The organism is Tumidithrix elongata BACA0141, assembly GCF_036349135.1.
Taxonomy (GTDB): domain Bacteria; phylum Cyanobacteriota; class Cyanobacteriia; order Pseudanabaenales; family Pseudanabaenaceae; genus Tumidithrix; species Tumidithrix elongata.
Map to the genome: position 1 here is coordinate 1 of NZ_JAZBJZ010000003.1, position 23228 is coordinate 23228.

General features: G+C 45.2%; 19 protein-coding genes. 10 read left to right on the forward strand and 9 right to left on the reverse strand.

All coding sequences use genetic code 11. The annotated features are described in order from the left end of the window. Nucleotides 1–192: 192 nt before the first annotated feature. The 3 genes from V2H45_RS01260 to V2H45_RS01270 all read right to left on the reverse strand — a co-directional run bounded on the left by V2H45_RS01260 (nt 193) and on the right by V2H45_RS01270 (nt 2913). On the reverse strand, nt 193–1503 hold the full coding sequence (locus V2H45_RS01260) for a PrsW family glutamic-type intramembrane protease (protein WP_330481789.1): 1311 nt from the start codon (nt 1501–1503) through the stop codon (nt 193–195). An 84-nt stretch (nt 1504–1587) separates the two neighbouring features. Then, nucleotides 1588–1926 (reverse strand): P-II family nitrogen regulator, encoded by a 339-nt coding sequence (locus V2H45_RS01265; RefSeq protein ID WP_330481790.1) that lies wholly within the window; start codon nt 1924–1926, stop codon nt 1588–1590. A gap of 219 nt (nt 1927–2145) precedes the next feature. Next, complete coding sequence (locus V2H45_RS01270) at nt 2146–2913, reverse strand: hypothetical protein (RefSeq protein ID WP_330481791.1); 768 nt, start codon at nt 2911–2913, stop codon at nt 2146–2148. Nucleotides 2914–3050: 137 nt separating this feature from the next. Here V2H45_RS01270 and V2H45_RS01275 point away from each other — a divergent pair, with 137 nt between their 5' ends. Beyond that, nucleotides 3051–3503: a peroxiredoxin gene (locus tag V2H45_RS01275; protein ID WP_330481792.1), complete on the forward strand. Its 453-nt coding sequence runs from the start codon at nt 3051–3053 to the stop codon at nt 3501–3503. A 61-nt stretch (nt 3504–3564) separates the two neighbouring features. Here V2H45_RS01275 and V2H45_RS01280 read toward each other — a convergent pair whose 3' ends face one another. The 4 genes from V2H45_RS01280 to V2H45_RS01295 form a co-directional block, all read right to left on the reverse strand. Continuing rightward, on the reverse strand, nt 3565–4260 hold the full coding sequence (locus V2H45_RS01280; RefSeq protein WP_330481793.1) for a Uma2 family endonuclease: 696 nt from the start codon (nt 4258–4260) through the stop codon (nt 3565–3567). A gap of 94 nt (nt 4261–4354) precedes the next feature. Then, entirely contained in the window at nt 4355–5038 is a 684-nt protein-coding gene (ispD, locus tag V2H45_RS01285; protein ID WP_330481794.1) for a 2-C-methyl-D-erythritol 4-phosphate cytidylyltransferase, read from the reverse strand. Further along, nucleotides 5038–5760 (reverse strand): GUN4 N-terminal ARM-like repeat domain-containing protein, encoded by a 723-nt coding sequence (locus V2H45_RS01290; RefSeq protein WP_330481795.1) that lies wholly within the window; start codon nt 5758–5760, stop codon nt 5038–5040. The genes ispD and V2H45_RS01290 overlap by 1 nt, the downstream gene beginning before the upstream one ends. A gap of 201 nt (nt 5761–5961) precedes the next feature. Continuing rightward, nucleotides 5962–6531 (reverse strand): hypothetical protein, encoded by a 570-nt coding sequence (locus tag V2H45_RS01295; RefSeq protein ID WP_330481796.1) that lies wholly within the window; start codon nt 6529–6531, stop codon nt 5962–5964. 207 nt (nt 6532–6738) lie between these two features. Here V2H45_RS01295 and V2H45_RS01300 point away from each other — a divergent pair, with 207 nt between their 5' ends. The 4 genes from V2H45_RS01300 to V2H45_RS01315 all read left to right on the forward strand — a co-directional run bounded on the left by V2H45_RS01300 (nt 6739) and on the right by V2H45_RS01315 (nt 10328). Then, on the forward strand, nt 6739–8208 hold the full coding sequence (locus tag V2H45_RS01300) for a glycosyl hydrolase family 57 (protein ID WP_330481797.1): 1470 nt from the start codon (nt 6739–6741) through the stop codon (nt 8206–8208). 84 nt (nt 8209–8292) lie between these two features. Next, nucleotides 8293–8901: a Uma2 family endonuclease gene (locus tag V2H45_RS01305; RefSeq protein ID WP_330481798.1), complete on the forward strand. Its 609-nt coding sequence runs from the start codon at nt 8293–8295 to the stop codon at nt 8899–8901. Between the two features lie 165 nt (nt 8902–9066). Next, complete coding sequence (locus V2H45_RS01310) at nt 9067–9582, forward strand: GNAT family N-acetyltransferase (RefSeq protein WP_408648689.1); 516 nt, start codon at nt 9067–9069, stop codon at nt 9580–9582. Nucleotides 9583–9659: 77 nt separating this feature from the next. After that, a complete protein-coding gene (locus V2H45_RS01315; RefSeq protein WP_330481800.1) occupies nt 9660–10328 on the forward strand; it encodes a pentapeptide repeat-containing protein in 669 nt (222 codons plus the stop codon). 92 nt (nt 10329–10420) lie between these two features. Here the strand turns inward: V2H45_RS01315 and V2H45_RS01320 are convergent, their stop codons facing one another. Both V2H45_RS01320 and V2H45_RS01325 read right to left on the reverse strand, forming a co-directional pair. Beyond that, on the reverse strand, nt 10421–11872 hold the full coding sequence (locus V2H45_RS01320; RefSeq protein ID WP_330481801.1) for an LCP family protein: 1452 nt from the start codon (nt 11870–11872) through the stop codon (nt 10421–10423). Nucleotides 11873–12179: 307 nt separating this feature from the next. Continuing rightward, complete coding sequence (locus V2H45_RS01325; protein ID WP_330481802.1) at nt 12180–14090, reverse strand: ShlB/FhaC/HecB family hemolysin secretion/activation protein; 1911 nt, start codon at nt 14088–14090, stop codon at nt 12180–12182. A gap of 424 nt (nt 14091–14514) precedes the next feature. Between V2H45_RS01325 and V2H45_RS01330 the strand changes: the two genes are divergently transcribed. From V2H45_RS01330 to nrtS, 5 genes are all read left to right on the forward strand, one after another. Continuing rightward, nucleotides 14515–17163, forward strand: coding sequence for a DUF4347 domain-containing protein (locus V2H45_RS01330; protein ID WP_330481803.1), 2649 nt, complete (start codon nt 14515–14517; stop codon nt 17161–17163). A gap of 122 nt (nt 17164–17285) precedes the next feature. After that, entirely contained in the window at nt 17286–20639 is a 3354-nt protein-coding gene (locus V2H45_RS01335; RefSeq protein ID WP_330481804.1) for a DUF4347 domain-containing protein, read from the forward strand. Continuing rightward, a complete protein-coding gene (locus tag V2H45_RS01340; RefSeq protein WP_330481805.1) occupies nt 20636–21427 on the forward strand; it encodes a TlyA family RNA methyltransferase in 792 nt (263 codons plus the stop codon). The genes V2H45_RS01335 and V2H45_RS01340 overlap by 4 nt, the downstream gene beginning before the upstream one ends. Nucleotides 21428–21573: 146 nt before the next feature. Beyond that, complete coding sequence (locus V2H45_RS01345) at nt 21574–22752, forward strand: 1-deoxy-D-xylulose-5-phosphate reductoisomerase (RefSeq protein WP_408648690.1); 1179 nt, start codon at nt 21574–21576, stop codon at nt 22750–22752. 105 nt (nt 22753–22857) lie between these two features. Beyond that, complete coding sequence (gene nrtS / locus V2H45_RS01350; protein ID WP_330481807.1) at nt 22858–23064, forward strand: nitrate/nitrite transporter NrtS; 207 nt, start codon at nt 22858–22860, stop codon at nt 23062–23064. The last annotated feature ends 164 nt before the right edge of the window (nt 23065–23228 follow it).

Sequence of the window (23228 nt, forward strand, 5' to 3'; positions counted from 1 at the left end):
GATCTTTGCTCCTACGGCGCTATTGCTTACTAATTTTGTCCGAAGTATTGATGAATAGTAAAAAATCCAAAACCTCTTTCACTAAAAGATCTGGTGTTTGGGCAATCTCGCGAATCAGTTGTTCTCTCTCTGACATGATTTTATCCTGATTAAATGATTCTAATTTCGTGGTTATCGAATGCCCTGATTTATTTACATAATTGCTTTGAATGTTCGGGCTTTTAAAATTGCTGCGGCTAAAAAAGCATAGGACAGACCACCCACGATCGCCAAGAGCCAAAAATTAAACAGCGCGATCGCATTCCATAGAGCATGGAGGAACGCAGCACTGAGATAGCCGAGCGCGATAATCTGCCAACGCTTTGAGGGTTTAAGCATGCTCAGCCCGATAAAATAGCCAAAATAGCCACTGTAGGCGATATGCCCTGCCACAGAGCCTAGTACCCTTGGGATTAATAGTTGTAAACCAGTCAGCTCCCCGATCTCAGAATTGCCAACCTGAGCGGATACGCTCTGCACGATACTGGGCACATATAACTCTAGGGTTTCGATCAGAGTAAACCCGACTGCACTGGCAGCCCCCAATAAAATGCCATCTAGAGGCTCGCGCACTCCCACCCGCGATCGCCAAGGGGAACGCAGTCGCGACCCTACCAACCACGCCATAAAAATGGGGATAGCTTTGAGCAGTTCTTCCATTAAGCCTGCCCCAAAGAACATAGCAACCAATACGCCCAAAAAGCTAACTTGCCCTGTGGGTATTTTCCCCGGCAGTAGATCGCGAAACACCCAGATAAATAGTTGCAGAATGGGGCTACGCAAAATCAGCACGGTTACGGTCATTGCTGCAAGCAAAACCCACCAAGGTTTAGACTTGCCACAAAGCTGATAGACAAAATAATAGGCAGCAATACTGAGATAAGCAGAAAGCGTCAAATTGAAATATAGCGGTTGCCCTAGCGAGGCAAACATCATCACCACAAAGATTACCGTCACCATGCCTGGGACGAGATAGGCCTTGTGCAATAAATCAGCCCCATTTGAAAAAATTGGAATTAACTGGCTCAGCGTTAGATTTGTGATTTGGGAAATAGGCTGCAAAGTTGAGCGATCGCCTGCAATGACGGTTTCTAAGCCAGCATCCTCAAATTCGCGTTCAAACACAACTTCGTAGTCAGGACCATCTTGAGTCAGGCGAATCCGATCGCCATGCTGCAACACCTGACATCCCAGCAAACGCCGCTTGTTAATATAGGTGCCATTGGCACTATCTAAATCGCAAATTTCCCAGCCACTCAGGATCGATGTGCCGTTAAACGATTTGAATAAAGGTCTAATTTCTGCATGTCGCCGAGAAACGGAAGCAAAAGAACTAGAGTCAACCACAATTTCACATTTAGGGTCTCTACCCACGATCGAGGAGCGATCGGTTAAGGCAAACACGGTCTGTGCCTGCGGATTTGTGCGTGATAGTTGTCGTAGTAATGCTTTCAATATCGCCATTTGCCCAATGACAAAAAACTCTTCTGCTTAATAGCAAGAAGAGTAATGATTTGTATAATATTCTAACCTTAGAAGGAAGGAAGCCTAGACGGCTTCAAGATCTTTCTCCCCAGTACGGATACGGACAATCTGTTCGACAGGAGCAATAAAGATCTTGCCATCGCCGATTTCACCAGTACGAGCAGCAGAGATAATTTTCTCGACTACCATATCTACCTGATCGTCTTCTACGACGATTTCAACCTTGAGTTTTTGTAAAAACTCAACAGTATATTCTGAGCCACGATAACGCTCTGTTTGTCCTTTCTGACGACCGAAACCGCGTACTTCAGATACAGTCATACCGACTACTCCAGCGTTGACTAGAGCAATTTTGACTTCATCTAGCTTGAAAGGACGAATGATTGCCTCAACCTTTTTCAAATTAACTCCTCCATTGCGTATAGCAATTCTTTACACCGAATTAGCTGTAGATATTTGTAACTCAAGATACTATTTACAGATCTTGAATTTTGTTCAGTATAAGCTAAAACATTTACGGGTATTAGTTATCGATGCTACTGCATTTACGATCGCTCTGTATAGATTAAATATTGGTAAATTTATTTCCTTACAGCGGCACTCGCCCCTATCTAAATTTAATCAATTTTCGGGAATGTCCTCTGACTCTGACTGGACAAAGCGCAAATCTCGTTTTAAATAGGTATGTTCGCCTGTCTCGGATTGAACGCTGGCTCTGATTAAGCTAACTTTGGTCAGACGTAACTTTTCCATATAGTAAGGACTGTCAGGATCGCGAATTTGCACGAGATCTCCTACCTGCAACTGGCGAATTGTGGGAGCAAGGTAGTTTGATTGCGATTCTAATACCTGTTCTTGGCTTTCTGGCGGGTCTTTTAGTGAAGTTTCAGACTCACCCTGCTCAGGTTCTAGTGCCGCTGCTAAGAGGGTATTTGTGGTTGTCTGAGGTATTGCTTGCGATCGCGGCTTAGAAGTTGGCTTGTAGTTGAAGGTTTGAAGTTGGGTTTGAAGTTGGGTTTGAATTGTAGCGATCGCGGCGGTATTACTGGCTAGATCGAACTTAATTTGCGAAAACCCTTCATGCTTGAGACGTTGTTCTACAAGGATATTGACATAATTTTCTAGCTGCTTTTCAAGCGTACTGAAGCGATTTTGGAGCGCATGCTCTAGCGCTACTCGTTCTGTACTCTGCTGGGCGAGAGATTCCTCTTGCAACGATCGTTCGAGAAATAGCTCCTCAAAAAGGGATGGCTCTAGCAGTAAGCGTAAGCCCTGTTCTATAAACTCTGTAGGTGTTTTGCCTAATACTTTTGCCTTGACTTGAAGGTCATCATACAAGTCAGAGGCAAGCTCAAGAGTGAGTGTTTGGGTCGGATATGCCTTTGACATGAGATTTGTCAGTTTTAATCGCTTTCTAATTTGATTATGATTGATTTGCCTGAGATTGCTAAGATGATTCTTAAATTAACGAGTTTCTTACCTGTTAGGGTTTGAAGTTAACATTGTAAAAATAGCACGAAAATTTCATGTCAGCCGAAATAGGACAAAAAGCTCCAGATTTTACTTTGCCAAGCGATCGCGGAGATATTACGCTCAGTCGCTATGAGGGCAAAACCAATGTGGTATTGGCATTCTACCCTGGGGATTTTACCCCTGTTTGTACGAGCGAGATGCAATGCTTTGCAGACGACTGGACAAAATTCCGCGAATCGGGTGCCGAAATTTTGGGGATCAGTACCGATCCCATCGAGAAACATATTGAGTTTTCTAAAAAACTAGGGCTGCAATTTCCTCTGCTGAGCGATCGCAATCGGGAAGTTAGCCAAAAATATGGGGTGGCGGGTCTCTTTGGCAGCAAACGCGCTTACTTTATCATCGATATTCATGGCATCGTGCGTTACAAGCATATTGAGTTTTTGCCAGTCTTTAAGCGCGAAGACAGCGAGCTTTTGGTGGCTCTGCGTAGCTTAAAGCCTTAGTGCGATCGTAACGCGGGAGTAGGGGCAGCGCCCCCGTGCCTGCCCGATCTAGGAGAAAGCGTCAAGCTTGTTTGAGATCTTGCAGCCGATGCATAAACCAATTTGCGGCGGCTGTATTTGTTTCTTTGTCCAATCGCTGTAGGGTTTGCTCTACCAGTGCGATCGATAGGTTGGTGAGCACCTGCGAAACCTCGATCGCTTCATACAGTCCTGTTGGGGTTAACCCAAATGCGAAAATCTGCATCCCTTTGACATCAATCACCCAATATTCCGCTATGCCTAAACTGGCATAAAGCTGCTTTTGCTCGTCAAGATCTAAACTGAGGGTTGTATCTGAAATTTCTCCGACCAGATCGGGTAGGCGATTCCCTTCGGGATGCGTACCGCCACGATCTAAGAGAATCCGACGTGGCTCGCCGACTTGCCAACGGGGAATATTTTCACCTTTGTATAAGACTAAATCTGGGGCGCAGGCTTGGGTTTCTGGTTTCTCAATCAAGCATCGCCCATAGGATTGAATGGTGGGTTCGGGGTTTAGAAATGCCCAAGCAAAGAAAATCGCTGTCAGCAAGTCGCTAAAAGAGGCATGATTTGGTCCTTCTTTCCCCATCTCAACCCATAACCATCCTTTGTGAAATGCTATTTTACGCCAATCGAGATCGGGGCGATCTCGGCATGCTACATAATCTTGCCAAGTGGCATCGCGTTTTAGAAGTTTTTGCGAAGTTGGGTTAGATTTTTCCAGTGAGAGGATCATGAAGAAAATACCTCACAGGGGCTTGATTTAGGCTTCATGATAACATTCTGACAAAATTCATGAGCTATTGCTGTCAGCCCCCTTATCAACTCGATTAGGATCTTGATTTCAGGATAAATTCAGCGATCGCTAAATCTTGGGGTGTCGTAACTTTAAGATTGGTTTCCTCGCCCATGACAATCTGCACGGGTAATCCCACCTTTTCAAATAAAGCCGCATCGTCCGTAACTTCCCAGCCTAGCTCCATGGCTTTGAGGTGGGCATTTTTAAGCAAATCTACTTGAAAGCCTTGGGGGGTTTGGGCTGCCCAGAGCCGATCGCGGTCTGGCGTATCGACAATCGTTTTGCCATTGACAATTTTAATTGTGTCCTTGACTGGCACGGCCGCAATAAACCCTGGCATCGTTTGTAGGGAGGCATCGCAGCGATCGAATAATTCGGGTGTTGCCAAACATCTAGCACCGTCATGGATTAAGACGCGCTCGCCTTCGGTGGGTAAAGCTTTAAGTCCGTTAAATACAGAAGCCTGACGGGTTGCTCCGCCCTGGATTAGGCGAATCGGTTTGGTGGTATGCAGCCGATTAAAAATTTTTTGAAATTCGGGATAGTCGTGGGGTTGCGCCATCACACCAATCCAAGCGATCGCTTCTGATGCGATCGCCGCTTCTAGCGTCCATTGCAGAATTGGCTTCTCTAAGAGCGGGATCAGTAACTTGTTGCGATCGCCCCCCATGCGTTTGCCACTACCCGCCGCTGGAATCAGTAAGTGACAAGCCATCACCACACCTTACGCCCAAAAATCATCTGCATGGTCTTATTGCCGCGAATTTGGTTGGAGAGGGGTAAATGACCTTTAGGGGCAGACAAGTTCCAAGTAAAGGCATCGGGATAACGGGTAAACGAGCCATCTTTTTTCCAGCCGATTTGCAGCCATAGCTTTTCCCAGTTTTTTCCCAAGCTGAGCCAAATTTTGCGCTGTACCGAAAAGCCAAACTTACCTTCTGAATAAACCTGCCACAAATTGTTAAGTATTTTTAAATCGGTATCAGAAATTAAATTCACATCGGTGAAATAGAGCCAACCCCGTTCGACAGCGGCACTGCCAGCCAACTCGCGCATTTTCTCACTGGTGATGCGATCGGCGGCTTGAAAGTCCTGTTTGGCAAGCATGGTTTGTAATGGCTCAAAGTCAACTCCAGACTCCGATTGAATCGGTAAGAGTCCTTTAGGAAAATAGGTTTGCAGCAGGGCGATCGCCTTGGAAGAGTCTGCTTGAACGAGCGTTTGGTAAGCTTTGCCATCAATATAGCTAACTTCAATATTGGCGGCTTGCCGGTGGCGCAAAAAGTCGATTAATTGCTCGATCCCTGCATCTCCGCAACGCATGAATTCAGGGATGGCTTGTAGCTGTAATGTTTCCTTGCCTGATGCCAGCTTTTCACTTAATTCCTTTAAATCAGGGGGGGCAAGATTCATATCAAATTTCGGGTCAAGGCTCATGGGTTAAGAGAATCAAACAATTTTAACTTCCTCGCCAATTTAGCGATCGGCATTAGAAATTTAAACTAAAATTCAAACCAAAATTCAGACGAATAAATTAGGCTGGGCGATCGTCTCCCAGCCTAACCTATCAGAATTAAAACTTAGGATCAAAGAATTTGAACGCTAAGTGTGAAATCTAGCAAGCATTCATTAATCAAATTAATCAATAAAGCCCATCAAAGTTGTGGAGTCATCGGTCGTGTTAGAGGCAACAGGACGATTGCCCATCACCACATAGGAATCACTGATTTCCAGTCCACTTGCCATTACAGGTCGTTCGCCAGAGGACATAAATTTGTCCACAATTACCAAACCGCTTGCGGTTACAGGACGAATGCCTGCCGACGAAAATGTCTCTAGTACTTGCAGACCACTAGAGGTGATCGGGCGATCGCTGCCGCCAATTGCATAGGTTTCCACAATTTGTAAAGTCCCTTCTCCAATGGGTCGCGTACCAGCCTGAGAATAATATTCGCTCACCTTAAACCCACTAGAGCCAATGGGGCGTGGGCCAAAATGTTGCACGGTTTTCTTAATTTGAAGTCCACCCTTAGAACTACCAACGGTTGCAGCTGGTTTAGATTCTCCTTGAATTGCTAGCGCTGAGACTTCAGAAGCACCTTCTTTGTCCTGAGCGTTATTGCTAGAAGCTGGTTTAGAACTTTTAGCAGTGGCAGGGCGGGTTGGTTTCTCAGAGGTATCTTCTTTTTCTATGTTGCTAGTACTCATAAACGCTTGACATCCTTAGAAACAAAATCTTAAAGAATCATTATATTCCTTTGTAAAAACATTTTAAGCAGATATTAAGGGGATATACATAAAAATCAGTAATTCTAAACCTAAGCGTTCGTTATCAGAGATAGGATCGCGCATAAGCTTAGAGTGGGGTGACATCACCCCAAATCGCAAGCAACGCAAATCGCGAAGGAAGTTTATATGATTGCAACAGCACCATTTCCCAATTCACCAGACCTAAAATCTGGACTGCCAAGTATTTCTGGCTGGGAAGAGGAAATTCGTTCGTTGGTTCAGCAAGATGAACCTGTATTTTTACCTACCACAAATCTTCGTTTAGAAGACATTACATCGGGGTTTGCTTGCGCCCTACACATGCATCAGCCCACCATCCCTGCTGGGGCACATGGAGAACTAATCTGCAATCTCCAGCATATGTTTGAGCATTTAGGTGATGGCGACAATCACAATGCTGGTGTATTTGCTTGGTGTTATAGCCGCATGGGCGAGTTTATTCCCGATCTTGTGGCTCAGGGTTGCAATCCTCGCATTATGCTCGATTACTCAGGCAATTTGTTGTGGGGACTACAGCAAATGGGCAGAGAAGATATTTTTACCCATCTCAAGCGCATCACCTGCGATCGCCAATATCAGCCCTATGTCGAGTGGCTCGGAACGATGTGGAGCCATGCTGTCGTGCCTTCTACTCCGATTCCCGACGTGAAACTGCACATTCAAGCATGGCAGCAATATTTTGCCTCTATCTTTGGGTTTGATGCGTTAAAACGGGTGAAGGGTTTCTCGCCGCCTGAGATGCATATGCCCAACCACCCCGATACGTTATTTGAATACATCAAAGCGCTCAAAGAATGCGGCTATCGCTGGTTGATGATCCAAGAGCATTCGATCGAGCGGATCGATGGTTCGGGTATTTGGCAGGAACACAAATATGTTCCCAATCGTTTAGTCGCACGTAACTCTAAGGGCGAAACCATAAGCATTACTGCCTTGATTAAAACCCAAGGTTCTGATACCAAGCTAGTAGCCCAAATGCAACCTTACTTTGAAGCCAAGAGTAGAGGGAAGCAAAAAATCGGGAATATTGAAGTTCCTTCCCTAGTTACCCAAATTGCTGATGGTGAGAATGGCGGTGTCATGATGAATGAATTCCCCCGCGATTACCCAAGAGTATGGCAAGAAATTAGTAAAACTGGCGTGGTTGGCTTTAATGGAACCGAATATTTGGAACTGATTGAAGCTGCAGGTGTTAGTCCTGATGATTATCCTGTCTGCCAAGCCGTACAGCAGTCTAAGATTTGGGAACGCGTCGATCCAAATAATTCTACGCCTGAGGCAGTGGAAAAAGCGATCGCGGAATTAAAGCAAACCGATCGCCGTTTCCACATGGATGGGGCTTCATGGACGAACGATCTCAGTTGGGTACGAGGTTACGAAAATGTTTTGGAACCGATGAATCAGCTCAGTGCCAAGTTCCATGGCAAGTACGATACCTTGGTGCAGCAAGATGCTTCTGTGACCAAGCGATCGGACTATCAAGAAGCCCTGCTTTATAACCTACTGGTGCAAACGAGTTGTTTCCGCTATTGGGGGCAGGGAACTTGGACTGACTACGCCCGCGAACTCTATCGTCGCGGCGAAGCGCTCTTGTAACGAATTGACTCCAGTAGGGGCAATTTATGAATTGCTCCTACTGGATGTGACGAGCGATGAATTCTAATTACGTTAGTGAGAACGATGGTACAGTCAATATCAAGATTACTTACGTTTGCGGAGTTCCTAGAGCAGTATCCTGAGGATGGCAGGCGTTATGAACTCATTGACGGAGAGATCGTAGAAGTGCGTCCAGTTGGCGACCATGAAGAGATTATCGGCTTGGTAACGCGCAGACTCGATCGCGAAATCGAGCGACTCAGCCTTCCTTGGTTTATTCCTAAATCTTGCTGCGTTAAACCTGAGAGCGAGTTGAATGGCTATGTACCCGACACCATTGTCTTAGACCGTTTGCAACTCACCTCAGAGCCTCTCTGGAAAAGTGCCTCCACAATTACGAATGGGCAATCGGCAAAACTGGTCATCGAAGTTGTCAGCACAAACTGGCAAGATGATTATGCCAAAAAGCTAGAAGACTATGAGGCATTGGGTATCCCTGAATATTGGATTTTGGACTATCGCGCTTTGGGCGGTAAAAGATACATTGGCTTCCCAAAACAGCCAACCGTTGGAGTTTATACCTTGGTCGATCGCGAGTATCAATTGGTGCAGTTTCGCGATCGAGAAGTCGTGCGATCGCATGTTTTCCCCGAACTAAATCTAACCGCAAATCAGCTCTTGAATATTGCTTAAAAATTCAAAATTCAACTAGCATAATTTTTACAGTCGATCTTACTGGAATAGTACTATCGCCATCTTTTATCGAAAGGATTAGGAGGGATAATGTAACGAAGCCTATCGTCCCTAAAATCAGTAAATTCCTGTATGCGAAAGTTCTCACAGAATGAAAAGCGAACCATGCAGATTAGAGATGCCGTTGAGGCAGATTTACCAGCTATTGTTGAGATTTATAATGCTGCAATTCCAAATCGCTTGGCAACAGCCGATCTAGAACCCGTTTCGCTTGAGAGTCGTTTAGCTTGGTTCCATTCCCATAGCGATCGCTATCCTGTGTGGGTAATTACATCCATGCAAACTTCCGAAGAGAAAATTATTGGTTGGTTGAGTTTTCAAATGTTTTATGGGCGTCCTGCCTATCAAAGAACCGTAGAAGTCAGTATTTATATCGCACCGAGCCACCAACGTTGCGGGGTGGGGAAACAATTACTTGCCCATGCGATCGCGCAAAGTCCAAAGCTTCAAATCTCTAACCTCGTGGGGATGATTTTTGGTCATAATGTTCCGAGTTTACGCCTTTTTTCTAGCTTTGGCTTTCAACAATGGGGACTCCTTCCACAAATTGCCGATCTCGATCGGATCGAGCGCGACCTAATCATCATGGGATTACGCATTTCTTCGCCTCAGATTCGCTAAAATAAAGTTAGGGCGTCTCTAGTTTGTAGTTTTAGATCGTGGATTCTTGAAGCGTGGTATTTTAAAATCAAAATCTTATGGACAGTGCATCTCTCGGTAAAAATCTACAGGGACGCGATCTCAGTGGAGAGCGCATGTTTGGGGCAGAACTTAACGGGGCTGACCTCAGGGGAGCCAAACTTGTCAAAACGCGCTTGAGTGGAGCCGAACTCAACAACGCTAATCTCAGTGATGCTAATCTCGAAGGCGCAAGCATGAATCGCGCCCAGCTCAAAAATGCTAACTTGACGAACGCCAACTTGACAGGGGTAAAATTACAGGAAGCGAATTTGTCGGGGGCAAATTTAACAGGAGCTACCCTAACAGGCACTAACTTTAACGAGGCCGATCTCAGTGGCGCAATTTTTGGGGCAGCAATTCTTGCAGGAAATGATCTAAGTAGTGCCAATTTAAGCAAGTCTGATTTGACTGCTGCCAATTTGTCGAGGGCGATTGTCAGTAATAGTAAATTAAATGGCGCAACGCTTAGTGGGGCAGACTTACGCCATGCCAATCTCAGTGGTGCTGACCTAAGTAATGCCGATCTCAGTGGGGTTCAGCTAGAAAATGCGGATATTACCAATGCTAATTTTAAGGGAGCAAACCTGAGTAATGCTGACTTGAGAGGGTTAAACCTTTACGGCTGTAATATTACGCAAGCCAATCTCAGTGGGGCAACCTTGCCTGATGGGACAAAATCAAGATAGGACGATTTCCTTGACAAAAATATAGAATTCCTGCCCTGTGGAAGCTAGGAAAGCCCATGGGGGAATTGACTTTATGGAAGGTTAGTTTGTCTCTAGGAGATCTGAGGTTTGATCAGCATTTTAAAGAAGGTAGATGGCTGAGCGTTAGATAACGTGACAGTAGGTTGTGCTGTTAACCAGTCACGCCCCAATCGCACGGTGACATCAGACTCAATCGAGCCAGTAGATTCGACTACGATCTCACCCATACCCAGGGCTTGTCGTACTTGCTCTGCCGTGGTGCGATCGCCTTGTTGTGCCACAATTTGGGTTTTTGTTAGGGGCTTTGCCCAAGGAGTATCTGCGGGGAATACCTGCCCATATCCTGCTTTGGATAGAACATTGGTAGCACTCTTAACGCCATCAGGCTTTTTAATACTGTCTTGAATGGCAACCCGTATATATTTGGGGGAATGACTGTCTTCGTCTAAATCTTGGGACTTGGCGGTCACATTAAAGTGATCGACCATCAATCGCGACAAATGTTTGTAATCAACAATCCAGTAGCTGAGGTTATACTCGCCTGGATTACTAAATCGACCAGGAACCATCAACATTCTGGCATCTTTGCGATTTGTCTTTGAGACAAAGGCCGCGAGAGCCAAGATTTCCTCAACGGAAAGGTTGGTATCGATATTTTCTTTGAGAACCGATAATACGTCAGGTAACTTGGCGATCGTCTCAACATTGAGCTTTTGTTCTACAAAAGAGCGAAAGAAAGTTTGTTGGCGTTGAACGCGTCCAATATCACCTAAGTCGTCATAACGGTAGCGCATATATTGCACAGCCTTCGCGCCGTCTAAATGCTGCTGTCCAGGTTTGAGGTTGATGTAAAGATGTTGGCTATCGTCTTGATATTTCATGCGCTTAGGCACATAGATATCCACCCCACCTAAAGCATCGATCAATTTGCCAAATCCATCCACATTGACGCGAATGTAGCGATCGATCGGTACATCTCCTAGCATTTGACTGACGGTCTGAGCTGAGAGGGAAGCGCCACCTAGATAGTTGGCAGCATTGATTTTCGTTTCTCCCACTCCCTGAATATGAACGCGGCTATCCCTAGGGATTGAAAGTACTGTAAGCTTTTTGGTGGTTGGGTCAAATCGCATCATCAACATGGCATCGCTCATGCCGTTGAGGTTGCCATCTACCTGCTCTAAATATTTTGTCTTAGGTCTTTGAGCAGCATCGGGTAGATCTGATGTTAATAAGATCGTTCCCAATACCAAAATATTAACGGGTCTTGTTAAGGTCGGTAACCCTGCTGTGGCAGCAGTCATACTATTGGCGTTTAGGGCTTCTTGTTCTGCAGACAACTTGCTTTGCTGAAGAGGTCTACTAGACATGACGAGAGCCAAGCCCGCACCAAGCCCACCTGAAATTAAGCTGACTACAATTAATAGGGTCAGCAACCAACGCTGTTTCCCAAGTTTTTGCGATTTAGGTTTAAAACGATTAGGGATAGTTTTTGGGGTTAAGTCGATTCGATTTGTTGCCACAGGCAGGAAATGCTCCTCATCACCGCTAAATTCTCTTAATCCTCAGGTGCAGATATACTTATGATCTCTGCTTTAGTATGTAGGTTTAGTTATCTACATCACAATTACTAACATTATTAGAATAGCTGAGGCATGACTTGCATTGCCTAGGCAGGTATCTTAGCAAAAATGCGGGATCGTACATATGATTTAAGATCTCACGCTTGGTTTTGTAACAACCTTACCACTGTAGAAATAATTATTGCTACAGTCTCGCTAATATTTAGGCAATTATGCCTGAATGGTGCATAGGATAGCAGACGATCGCTTAAAATTGGTACCCTAAACTGAAATAAAGTGATGATTCTTGCAGGTTAGAGCCGCGATCGCTGAGGTTAACAAACGGAATCGCATAATCTAAACGCAAATTGAGTCGGCTAATTGGCTCTACCAAAATGCCCAAACCACCACCTGCTAAAAAGTTTTGATTGGGTAGTAGGTTGAGATTTCTACCATTATTCCAAACTGTACCGAGATCGACAAAAGGAGCCAACTGCACGATGGTTCTGCCTTCTTCGTTTCTCGCAACTACAAATCGGCTCTCTAATGAAAAGCGGATACCATTATCTCCAGAACGTGCATTTTGCCGAAACCCACGTACAGATTGACCACCACCAATGACAAACTGCTGGGATGGCAACAGAGGGTCGGCAGAGAACTGAGCATCTAAAGCCCCAATCAGTATCGTGTCAGAACCAAGAACCTGTACGCGCTGAATCTGTCCTAACCAACTAAAGAAAGCCGCACTCGGATCGGTAACATATGTGGCGCCAAACAAACCCGTACCGAGACTAAACTGCGATCGCAACGACCAGACTCCTTCAGTATCGCGGTTAGTGTAGTCTTGACCGAACTTAAATACACTAGTGCGACTTGTGCCATCTGCCTCTGGTCCAAGTCCAAAGGGAACCGCTAGATCGTTAAAAAGGAAGGTCTGACCTTTTTGATATTCATAGCCGAGGGAGAGGGCAAACTCTTCACGGGGAGTACGGATCAAAGGTTGACGGAATGTAGCGGAGTAAACTTCGTTGTTACCACGAATATTGAAGGCATCAAATGGAGACTGTGTAATCCGATAGTTGCTGGGCGCATATCGAATTGATACCGTACCATTCATGGGGTTGACGGGAATGCTAAAGCCAAAATCGTATTGGTTAGAGCCGCCAGTCGTTGTTCTGTAGTAGCTAGTCGAGAACACATCGCCTAACCCAAATAGATTGCGGTAATTTAGTCCCACACCTAATCGTTCGGAACCCACCGCAGGCGCAGAAAAATTGTCGAAACCAGCAAAACCTGTAAGTTGATTTGCCTCAACAACTTTGATGGTAAGGATGCTAGAACCAGTTTGGCTGCCAGGTTTGAGGCTTGCTTCCACACTAGTAAAGACTGGGTCGGTTCGCAAGAGACGGAGTTGGTCTTCGAGTTTGCTGGTGTTGAGGGGAATCCCAATTCCTAGCTCGGCACGCGATCGTACATAGTCAGGATTCAGTGAAGTAACACCTACAACCTCAATACGTTCGACTTTGCCCTCGTAGACTTGAATTTTAGCAATGCCATTGGCAATATTTTGAGGGTAAAATATGGCTTGAGAAGTAACATAGCCATTACTAACATAGAGTTGAGTAATTGCAGTGGCGGCTTCTGTCAATTGTGACTCTGTGACTTCTTTCCCTTCAAGAGGCTTGACGATGGGGTCTAGTTTATCCGTACCAAAAACCGAACCACCAACAACTTCAATCTTTTTGATTGGAAATGTTTGGGCGATCTGAGTCTGTGAAATTTTAGAAGACGAATTAGCAGGTTTGGGTACTGATGTAGAAGGAACTGTTTCTGTCTGTGTTGGTGTGACTGAAGAGGGAGAAGTAGGAACGGAAGAAGTAGTAGCTTTCTCTGAGGAAATTGAACTGGAAACTGTTTGAGAAATTGTCGGCAAAGGAGAAGGGAGGGGTTTGCGATCGCGTTGCTGTTCTTGCTGCAAGATATCTTTAATCGTTTGAATATTGACCGAAGGGGTGGACTGCCCCGATGTAGAAACTATGGAATTTGCTTCTGAGCGGATTGGTTCAGCATGGGTCGGTAGTACAAAACCTGATGCTGCTGAAATAAGCGTAGAGATTCCTAATGCTACAGTGTGAATCCCTACTGGTTTAGTTTTTAATCCCTCAGTTTGTAAATTCATGCCACTTTCATCAATTTTATTAATTCCTCACTATCGAAAGGAATCGTAGCATACATAGCTCAAGAATCCATAGCAGTTTAAGTCACTATTTGTGTATGTAAATAATCTGCGTAAGTGCATTACCCAAGCCATCTTCCGATTGCTATATCGCTCTAAATGAAGTTTGCGATCGCTCTAGATTACCCCTAAACCTGTGGCGCTATTTAAAAGTGATGACATAAAAAATCATAAATCTTGACTATTCTAATGAACTGAGATCTTAAGCCAATTATTAAGCTTATAAAGTCTTGAGAAGCCTGCTGTTATTTTGCCCTAGCTGATTTGATGGTTGCTATAAATACAAACAGGCTCGACTTTAGCAATTAAACTAGGCTGGGTTTTGTGATATTATAGTGAAGTTAATATACAAAATTCATTAACTGAGATGTATAAAAATACTGTGGCAGCGATCGCGATCTCGCTTTTCACTACATTAATTGTTCCAAGTACAGTCTCAGCCCAAACCATCATTCCATCTCAAGACGGAACAGGTACAGTCGTCTTACCAAACGGACAGCGTTTTGATATCACAGGAGGAACCCAAGCAGGCGCGAACTTATTTCATAGCTTTCAGCAATTTGGGTTGAACCAAGGACAGATTGCCAACTTTCTCAGTCAGCCAAATATTCAAAACATTCTCAGTCGCGTGGTTGGTGGCGATCCTTCTGTAATTAATGGATTAATTCAACTCACAGGGGGGAATTCCAACCTCTACATTATGAATCCCGCCGGGATAATCTTTGGAGCGAATGCCAGTTTGAATGTACCTGCATCCTTTACCGCTACAACAGCATCAGGAATACAAATTGGGAATGGATGGTTTGGGATTAACACTAGACCTAGCGACCTTAAGAATCTTACAGGTATGCCCAACGCCTTCGCTTTCAACACAGTGACACCACTTCCAAACCAAACTCAAACAGGTGTAGTCCTCAATCAAGGAAATCTGTCAGTGCCACAAGGACAAAGCATCACCCTCGTCGGTGGTATTGCGATCAATACAGGCACGATCTCCACACCCAACGGCAAGATTAATATCGCTGCTATTCCCGATGGCAAATACGTTCGTATTACGCCCGAAGGTGGTCTATTGAGTCTTGACCTTCCTATTGCCATGCAGCAAGAATTAGGAGCGACTAAGCCAATAAATGCCGTGGATTTGCCTAAACTGCTTACAGGCTTGGGAATTACAGCCCCGACGACAGCTGGAGAAGCGATCGCTAGCGGACAGCTAACAGCGGCGAATATAGATATTCTTGCAAATCGCTACGACACCAGCAAAGCCTCGCTGAATGCAACGAATATTCAACAAGGCTGGAACCTTGTATTTGTAGACAGCACAATTAAAAATTATCAAACCCTGATTGATGGAACTAAAGGAGGAAGTAGTGTCACCGTAATCAACCCAGATCAGAATGGAATTCGTAAAATCACCACCACATTAGCGAATATTACTGGTGCAAATAGTCTCCACATTATTTCAGAGGGAGATGCTGGGAATTTTTGGTTGGGTAAAGACTTTGTGAGTAATGAGAATATTGGTAGGTATTCCTCAGACTTGCAATCATGGCGCACAGCACTATCACCAGCAGCAAGCATTTTGCTCTATGCCTGTAACTTAGCAAATGGAGAGAAAGGAACGGCATTAGTCCAAGCAGTGAAGACACTAACAGGACATGACGTTGCAGCCTCAACCAATCGTACGGGTAGTGCAGCATTAGGCGGTGATTGGAATCTGGAATATCAGACTGGGAAGAATTCCACTGCGGTGATTTTCAATAATGTGGCAACGCAGGCTTACCAAAATACGTTAGCCATCTTTACAGTAACGGATGCTAGCGATGCTAGTGCAAACTCCTTGAGAGCGCAGATTGCAGCAGCGAATGCGGCAGTTGGCGCAGATGAAATTCGTTTTGGTTTTAGTGGCACACCGATTGCACTTACAACTGGACAGATCGTCATTACTGATGCTCTCACGATTAGTGGGAATGGTAGTACAAACACAATTATTGATGGGAATGCCAATGGCAGAATTTTTAACATCACTGCGGCTGTGCCTGTCACGATTAGTGGCGTAACGATTAGAAATGGGAGGACTGCAGGAGGTGGAGGTGGGATTTTGAGCAGTGGCGCTGTAACCCTCATCAATAGTACTCTATCTGGAAATACAGTAATAACAAACGGTAGTGGTGGCGGTATTTCTAGCTCTGGGGCTGTGATTCTCATCAATAGTACCGTATCGGGAAATATTTCAGAGAACAGAGGTGGGGGCATTTACAGCTCTGGAACTGTGACTGTTATCAATAGTACTGTGTCGGGGAATTCGGCTAAGACTTTTGGTGGTGGGATTACTAGCGTTTTAGGTGGCACCATTACCAACAGCACTATTACGAACAATACTGCTGATTTCAACAATAATAACACTGGCAATGGTGGTGGGGTTTTTCGTGAAGGGGGTACATTTACGATTAGGAACTCAATTATTGCAGGTAACTTTGATACCCCTAATAGTGCTGGAATAGGAAAAACGATTCATCCCGATGTGAGTGGCGCATTTGTTGATGGTGGCAACAATTTGATTGGGAATAATTTTGGTAGTACAGGTTTTACAGTCAGTACATTAGTCGGCACAAATGCAAACCCAATCGATCCTAAACTTGCTCCACTTGCAAACAACGGTGGTGCGACTCAAACCCACGCACTTTTACCAGGTAGTCCTGCCTTAGATGCAGGAAATAACGATCTTGCTCCTACGGGGGGCGATCAACGCGGCTTCTCACGCATTTCAGGAGGCAGGGTTGATATTGGAGCCTTTGAGTTTCAAGTGATTACACCTGTAGTAATAACACCTGTGACATTTTCAATTACAAATGGCTTTGGTGGGCTTTATCCCAGCCGAGAGGATATCTATAGAAATCCATCTAAATTAGAAGAGGAAGATTTTCAGGATGTAAGCTTCACACAGGTTCTGTGTTTGGATCCTACCCTTGCAACCCCTCTGACAACTTCCATTCCTATCTGTAAAGAACCTTAAATGTCAGAGATCGCCCTAAATTAACACTAGAGGTGAGGCATTATCAAAAACTATGTTGTAAAAAATCACGAAACCCAACTAAAATCAGACTTGATTTGGTGGTATTTTAGCGGGCTTAATATATGAAATCAGCTACCAAGATGTATAAAAATACTGTGGCAGCGATCGCGATCTCGCTTTTCACTACATTAATTGTTCCAAGTACAGTCTCAGCCCAAACCATCATTCCATCTCAAGACGGAACAGGTACAGTCGTCTTACCAAACGGACAGCGTTTTGATATCACAGGAGGAACCCAAGCAGGCGCGAACTTATTTCATAGCTTTCAGCAATTTGGGTTGAACCAAGGACAGATTGCCAACTTTCTCAGTCAGCCAAATATTCAAAACATTCTCAGTCGCGTGGTTGGTGGCGATCCTTCTGTAATTAATGGATTAATTCAACTCACAGGGGGGAATTCCAACCTCTACATTATGAATCCCGCCGGGATAATCTTTGGAGCGAATGCCAGTTTGAATGTACCTGCATCCTTTACCGCTACAACAGCATCAGGAATACAAATTGGGAATGGATGGTTTGGGATTAACACTAGACCTAGCGACCTTAAGAATCTTACAGGTATGCCCAACGCCTTCGCTTTCAACACAGTGACACCACTTCCAAACCAAACTCAAACAGGTGTAGTCCTCAATCAAGGAAATCTGTCAGTGCCACAAGGACAAAGCATCACCCTCGTCGGTGGTATTGCGATCAATACAGGCACGATCTCCACACCCAACGGCAAGATTAATATCGCTGCTATTCCCGATGGCAAATACGTTCGTATTACGCCCGAAGGTGGTCTATTGAGTCTTGACCTTCCTATTGCCATGCAGCAAGAATTAGGAGCGACTAAGCCAATAAATGCCGTGGATTTGCCTAAACTGCTTACAGGCTTGGGAATTACAGCCCCGACGACAGCTGGAGAAGCGATCGCTAGCGGACAGCTAACAGCGGCGAATATAGATATTCTTGCAAATCGCTACGACACCAGCAAAGCCTCGCTGAATGCAACGAATATTCAACAAGGCTGGAACCTTGTATTTGTAGACAGCACAATTAAAAATTATCAAACCCTGATTGATGGAACTAAAGGAGGAAGTAGTGTCACCGTAATCAACCCAGATCAGAATGGAATTCGTAAAATCACCACCACATTAGCGAATATTACTGGTGCAAATAGTCTCCACATTATTTCAGAGGGAGATGCTGGGAATTTTTGGTTGGGTAAAGACTTTGTGAGTAATGAGAATATTGGTAGGTATTCCTCAGACTTGCAATCATGGCGCACAGCACTATCACCAGCAGCAAGCATTTTGCTCTATGCCTGTAACTTAGCAAATGGAGAGAAAGGAACGGCATTAGTCCAAGCAGTGAAGACACTAACAGGACATGACGTTGCAGCCTCAACCAATCGTACGGGTAGTGCAGCATTAGGCGGTGATTGGAATCTGGAATATCAGACTGGGAAGAATTCCACTGCGGTGATTTTCAATAATGTGGCAACGCAGGCTTACCAAAATACGTTAGCCATCTTTACAGTAACGGATGCTAGCGATGCTAGTGCGAACTCCTTGAGAGCGCAGATTGCAGCAGCGAATGCGGCAGTTGGAGCAGATACGATTCGTTTTGATACTACGGGTATATTTGCTACGCCTCAGATCATTACGTTGACAACGGGTGAACTCCTTATCAGCGAAGACCTTACGATTCAGGGCACGGGGGCTAGTAATCTTACTATTAGTGGGAATAATGCTTCGCGAGTGTTTAATATCACTGCTGGCAATGTCACATTTGATAGTTTAAAAATTGCCAATGGAAATTCAGGAGTCGGTAATAATGGTGGAGGTATACTAAACACGGGAGGTAACCTTACCCTCACAAATAGTATTGTGTCAGGGAATACAGCAGGCAATAGAGGCGGCGGAGTTTCTACCACTGGAGCCGTGACCCTTGCCAATAGTACTGTGTTAAGTAATACGGCGGGTAATGACGGTGGCGGAATTTGGAGCTTTAGTACTGTGACGCTAATTGATAGTGCGGTATCTGGTAATACGGCAACTGTCGGCGGCGGTGGAATTGTGGGCTTTGGAGTTGTGACCCTTACAAACAGTACAGTATCGAATAATACGGCAATTGGCGGAAGTGGTGGCGGAATTTTTGGGAATGTATCAGTTACTTTATCCAATAGCATCATATCTGGGAATATAGCTGGTGCTAATTGGGGTGGGGGGATTTATGGTACTGGAGATGTGACTCTCACCAATAGCACGGTATCAGGTAATTTGGCAAATATAGATGGTGGTGGGATTTATGGTGCTGGGACTATTGTAAGTCTCACCAACAGTACAATCTCGGGGAATACAGCTCGTAATAACGGGGGAGGGATTTATGGGTCTGGGGCTGCTGTAAACCTCACCAATAGCACGGTATCAGGTAATTTGGCAAATGTTGATGGTGGGGGTATTGCAAGTACTACAGGTGGGACGATCGCTAACAGCACCATTACTAACAATACTGCTGATTTCGATAACAATGGTACGGGAAATGGAGGAGGCCTGTTTCGTGAAGGTGGCACATTTACGATTAGCAATTCGATTGTGGCAGGTAATGTTGATCGAGGGCTGCAAGCTCCAGATATAGGAAGCAATGCCTTAGGTGTTGGTTTTACTAATGGTGGCAATAATTTAATTGGAGCGAATAATGGTTTTGCGGTAACTTTTCCTGTTAGTGCTCTGGTAGGCACGATCGCTAATCCAGTCGATCCTAAATTGGCTCCACTTGGAAACTATGGCGGTGCAACCCAAACCCATGCCCTCTTGCCAGGAAGTCCTGCCTTAGATGCTGGTAATAATGCTGGTGTGCCTGCAACTGACCAACGTGGTGCTATACGTATTTTGGGTGGTACAGTGGATATCGGAGCTTTTGAGTCACAGGGCTTTAGTCTGACGCCACTGGCAAGTACCACACCACAAAGTGCAAATATCAATACCAATTTTGCGACCCTATTAGGCGTGCAAGTGACAGAAAATTTTGTGAATAGTCCAGTTTTTGCTCCTGGTATTTTGGTTACCTTTACTCCCTCATCCAATGCTGCGAGTGGGACATTTGCTGGAAATGCTAGTGTACTTACTAATCAATTTGGCATTGCGATCGCTCCTGTTTTTACTGCAAATGGAGTTGCAGGGAGTTATACAGTTGCAGCGACAGCGAATGGATTTAAACCTGTGGCTTTTTCACTAACAAATCAAGACTTGATTGTTGGAAAATCTAATGCAGGAGGTTTTGGGGGGGTATATCCCAGTCGAGAGGATATCCATGGACGACCACCAGAATTAGATGAGCAAGCGCTTGAGGATCCAAGGAAAATTCTCTGTCTCGATCCTGCTCTAGTAACGCCTAAGACTACTTCCATTCCTACCTGTAAAAAGCCTTGAGACAACGTTTAGATCTTCTTTTGGTCGAGCTTAGCTTAGTACCATCGCGGGAGCAGGCTCAGCGAGCGATCAGAGCGGGATGGGTACAGGTCGATCGCATGGTGATTGATAAACCTGGAACCCTTGTCAAATCTGATGCCCAGATTTTGGTCAAAGCCCAGTCGCCGTTTGTGTCTCGTGGCGGTGAAAAATTGGCTGGAGCTTTAGACAAGTTTCAAGTAAAGGTGCGCGATCGCATCTGTTTTGATGGCGGCATTTCTACGGGGGGCTTTACCGATTGTCTGCTCAAACAAGGAGCCAGCCGCGTCTATGGTATTGATGTGGGCTACGGTCAGGTGGCTTGGGAAGTTCGCAGCGATCCGCGTGTTGTGTTAAAAGAACGTACCAATTTGCGCTATCTTCAACCCGAGCAACTCTATCAAGCTGACGATCCAATTCCCGACTTTGCGGTTTTGGATCTGTCGTTTATCTCACTCACAAAAATATTGCCTGCCCTCTGGAATTTGCTGCAATCCCCACGCGAGGTGCTGCTATTGGTCAAGCCTCAATTTGAAGCGGGTAAGTCCCAAGTTGGCAAAAGTGGTGTAATTCGGGATGCTAAGGTCAGGGCAGAGGCGATCGTGCAGGTTTTAGACGCAGCGATCGCTTTAGGTTGGCGGTTTCAAGGCATGACCCCTTCCCCAATTCAAGGTCGCACGGGCAATTTTGAATATTGGTTATGGCTCAATTCTGAGTCTGTGTTAGCTGCACCGAGTTTAGAGGAAATCCAAAAGCTGACGGTGGGGTAGGTTCGGCTCCGCTCACCTATCAAGATTCGCGAAAAGTCGGGGATCTTTGCTGGTAATTTGGTTGGGGATTTGTTGAGTTTCTGTAATGCGCTTCGGGGGTACGTCGATGCCATAATCGTTATTAATAGGATTATTAATTTTTTATGATGAAACGAATTACCCTGCTCGGCTCCACTGGCTCTATCGGTACGCAAACCCTCGATATTGTTTCCGAATATCCCGATCGCTTTAACGTTGTGGGCATGACGGCAGGGGGAAATGTTGAACTTTTTGCACAACAAATTCGTAAATTTCAGCCAGAGATTGTCGCGATCGCCGATGCGAACAAGTTAAATCAGTTGAAAGAAGCGATCGGCGATCTAAAAAATTCTAAAACGCAAGCACCACCGATCCTATTAGCAGGTGCTGAGGGCGTAGAAACCGTTGCTGGCTATGGCGATGCCGAAGCTGTGGTCACTGGTATCGTCGGCTGTGCTGGCTTGTTACCAACTGTCGCTGCCATTCGTGCGGGTAAAGATATTGCCCTCGCCAATAAAGAAACCCTGATCGCGGCGGGTTGCGTAGTCATGCCCCTGATCGAAAAGCATCAGGTCAAACTCTTACCAGCGGATTCCGAACATTCGGCAATTTTTCAATGCTTGCAAGGTGTGCCTGAAGGCGGTCTGCGCCGCGTGATCTTGACGGCCTCGGGGGGCTCGTTTCGCGATCTACCTGTTGAGAAGCTTAGCTCTGTCACGATCGAGGATGCGCTCAAACATCCAAATTGGACGATGGGGCGCAAGATCACGATTGATTCTGCAACCCTTATGAATAAAGGCTTAGAGGTGATCGAAGCCCATTACTTGTTTGGCGTAGACTACGACCATATTGAGATTTTGATTCATCCCCAGAGCATCATTCACTCTTTAATCGAACTTCAAGATACTTCGGTGCTGGCACAACTAGGCCTACCTGATATGCGGCTCCCCTTGCTCTATGCGCTTTCCTATCCCGATCGCATTCCTACGGATTGGCAGAGATTGGATCTGGTTAAGTGCAGCGAGTTAACCTTCCGCGAACCCGATCATCGCAAATATCCTTGTATGCAGTTGGCCTATGCCGCAGGTCGTGCGGGGGGAACTATGCCCGCTGTGTTGAACGCTGCCAACGAGAAAGCCGTAGAACTATTTCTCGATCGGAAAATTAAATTTACGCAAATTCCCGAACTGATTGAGATGACCTGCGATCGCCACGAACATCTAGCCCAACCTACCCTTGATGACATTATTGCCACCGATCGCTGGGCGAGACAGATGGTCTTAGAACAGATGGTAGTGAGAAGTTAACGGGTAACATTGAAATCATGCGATCGCAGTTATCATCTTTGCAAGCATGCATGAACAATGATGAATACTTTAAAGGCTTTCTACCATAAATTTACCGATCCCGAGATGAGACCCACGGCACTCAAGGTTGCCTTCATCGTAGGATCGGTATTATTTGCGTTAAATCACGGTGTCAGTTTGTTGCAGGGTGAAATGACGACCGAACGCTGGATTTCAGGGGCACTAACTTATTTAGTGCCTTACACGGTCAGTATGCATGGTCAGGCATCTGCGCGTTTGAGACTAACAGAAGACTTAACGCAAAATAAATGATAGCTCCAATCAGATTGACTAATTAGTTTAAGCTGTATATCGCGAAATATTGATAACTATAGCGATCCTTAATTGTTTGTGAACGTAGGACTACAAATTATTTACAACTCATTCAGGATGGCACTGGTTCCGTGTAGTGGGGGGATCGATGAAATCCCTTCAGA

What these genes read in the sequence shown, in the direction of transcription:
- ispD (WP_330481794.1), bottom strand. Translation starts at nt 5,038, where the DNA reads ATGGCTTGTCACTTACTGATTCCAGCGGCGGGTAGTGGCAAACGCATG.
- V2H45_RS01260 (WP_330481789.1), bottom strand. Translation starts at nt 1,503, where the DNA reads ATGGCGATATTGAAAGCATTACTACGACAACTATCACGCACAAATCCG.
- V2H45_RS01310 (WP_408648689.1), top strand. Translation starts at nt 9,067, where the DNA reads ATGCAGATTAGAGATGCCGTTGAGGCAGATTTACCAGCTATTGTTGAG.
- V2H45_RS01280 (WP_330481793.1), bottom strand. Translation starts at nt 4,260, where the DNA reads ATGATCCTCTCACTGGAAAAATCTAACCCAACTTCGCAAAAACTTCTA.
- V2H45_RS01305 (WP_330481798.1), top strand. Translation starts at nt 8,293, where the DNA reads ATGGTACAGTCAATATCAAGATTACTTACGTTTGCGGAGTTCCTAGAG.
- V2H45_RS01315 (WP_330481800.1), top strand. Translation starts at nt 9,660, where the DNA reads ATGGACAGTGCATCTCTCGGTAAAAATCTACAGGGACGCGATCTCAGT.
- V2H45_RS01290 (WP_330481795.1), bottom strand. Translation starts at nt 5,760, where the DNA reads ATGAGCCTTGACCCGAAATTTGATATGAATCTTGCCCCCCCTGATTTA.
- V2H45_RS01325 (WP_330481802.1), bottom strand. Translation starts at nt 14,090, where the DNA reads ATGAATTTACAAACTGAGGGATTAAAAACTAAACCAGTAGGGATTCAC.
- V2H45_RS01300 (WP_330481797.1), top strand. Translation starts at nt 6,739, where the DNA reads ATGATTGCAACAGCACCATTTCCCAATTCACCAGACCTAAAATCTGGA.
- V2H45_RS01295 (WP_330481796.1), bottom strand. Translation starts at nt 6,531, where the DNA reads ATGAGTACTAGCAACATAGAAAAAGAAGATACCTCTGAGAAACCAACC.
- V2H45_RS01335 (WP_330481804.1), top strand. Translation starts at nt 17,286, where the DNA reads ATGAAATCAGCTACCAAGATGTATAAAAATACTGTGGCAGCGATCGCG.
- V2H45_RS01345 (WP_408648690.1), top strand. Translation starts at nt 21,574, where the DNA reads ATGAAACGAATTACCCTGCTCGGCTCCACTGGCTCTATCGGTACGCAA.
- V2H45_RS01270 (WP_330481791.1), bottom strand. Translation starts at nt 2,913, where the DNA reads ATGTCAAAGGCATATCCGACCCAAACACTCACTCTTGAGCTTGCCTCT.
- nrtS (WP_330481807.1), top strand. Translation starts at nt 22,858, where the DNA reads ATGAGACCCACGGCACTCAAGGTTGCCTTCATCGTAGGATCGGTATTA.
- V2H45_RS01275 (WP_330481792.1), top strand. Translation starts at nt 3,051, where the DNA reads ATGTCAGCCGAAATAGGACAAAAAGCTCCAGATTTTACTTTGCCAAGC.
- V2H45_RS01330 (WP_330481803.1), top strand. Translation starts at nt 14,515, where the DNA reads ATGTATAAAAATACTGTGGCAGCGATCGCGATCTCGCTTTTCACTACA.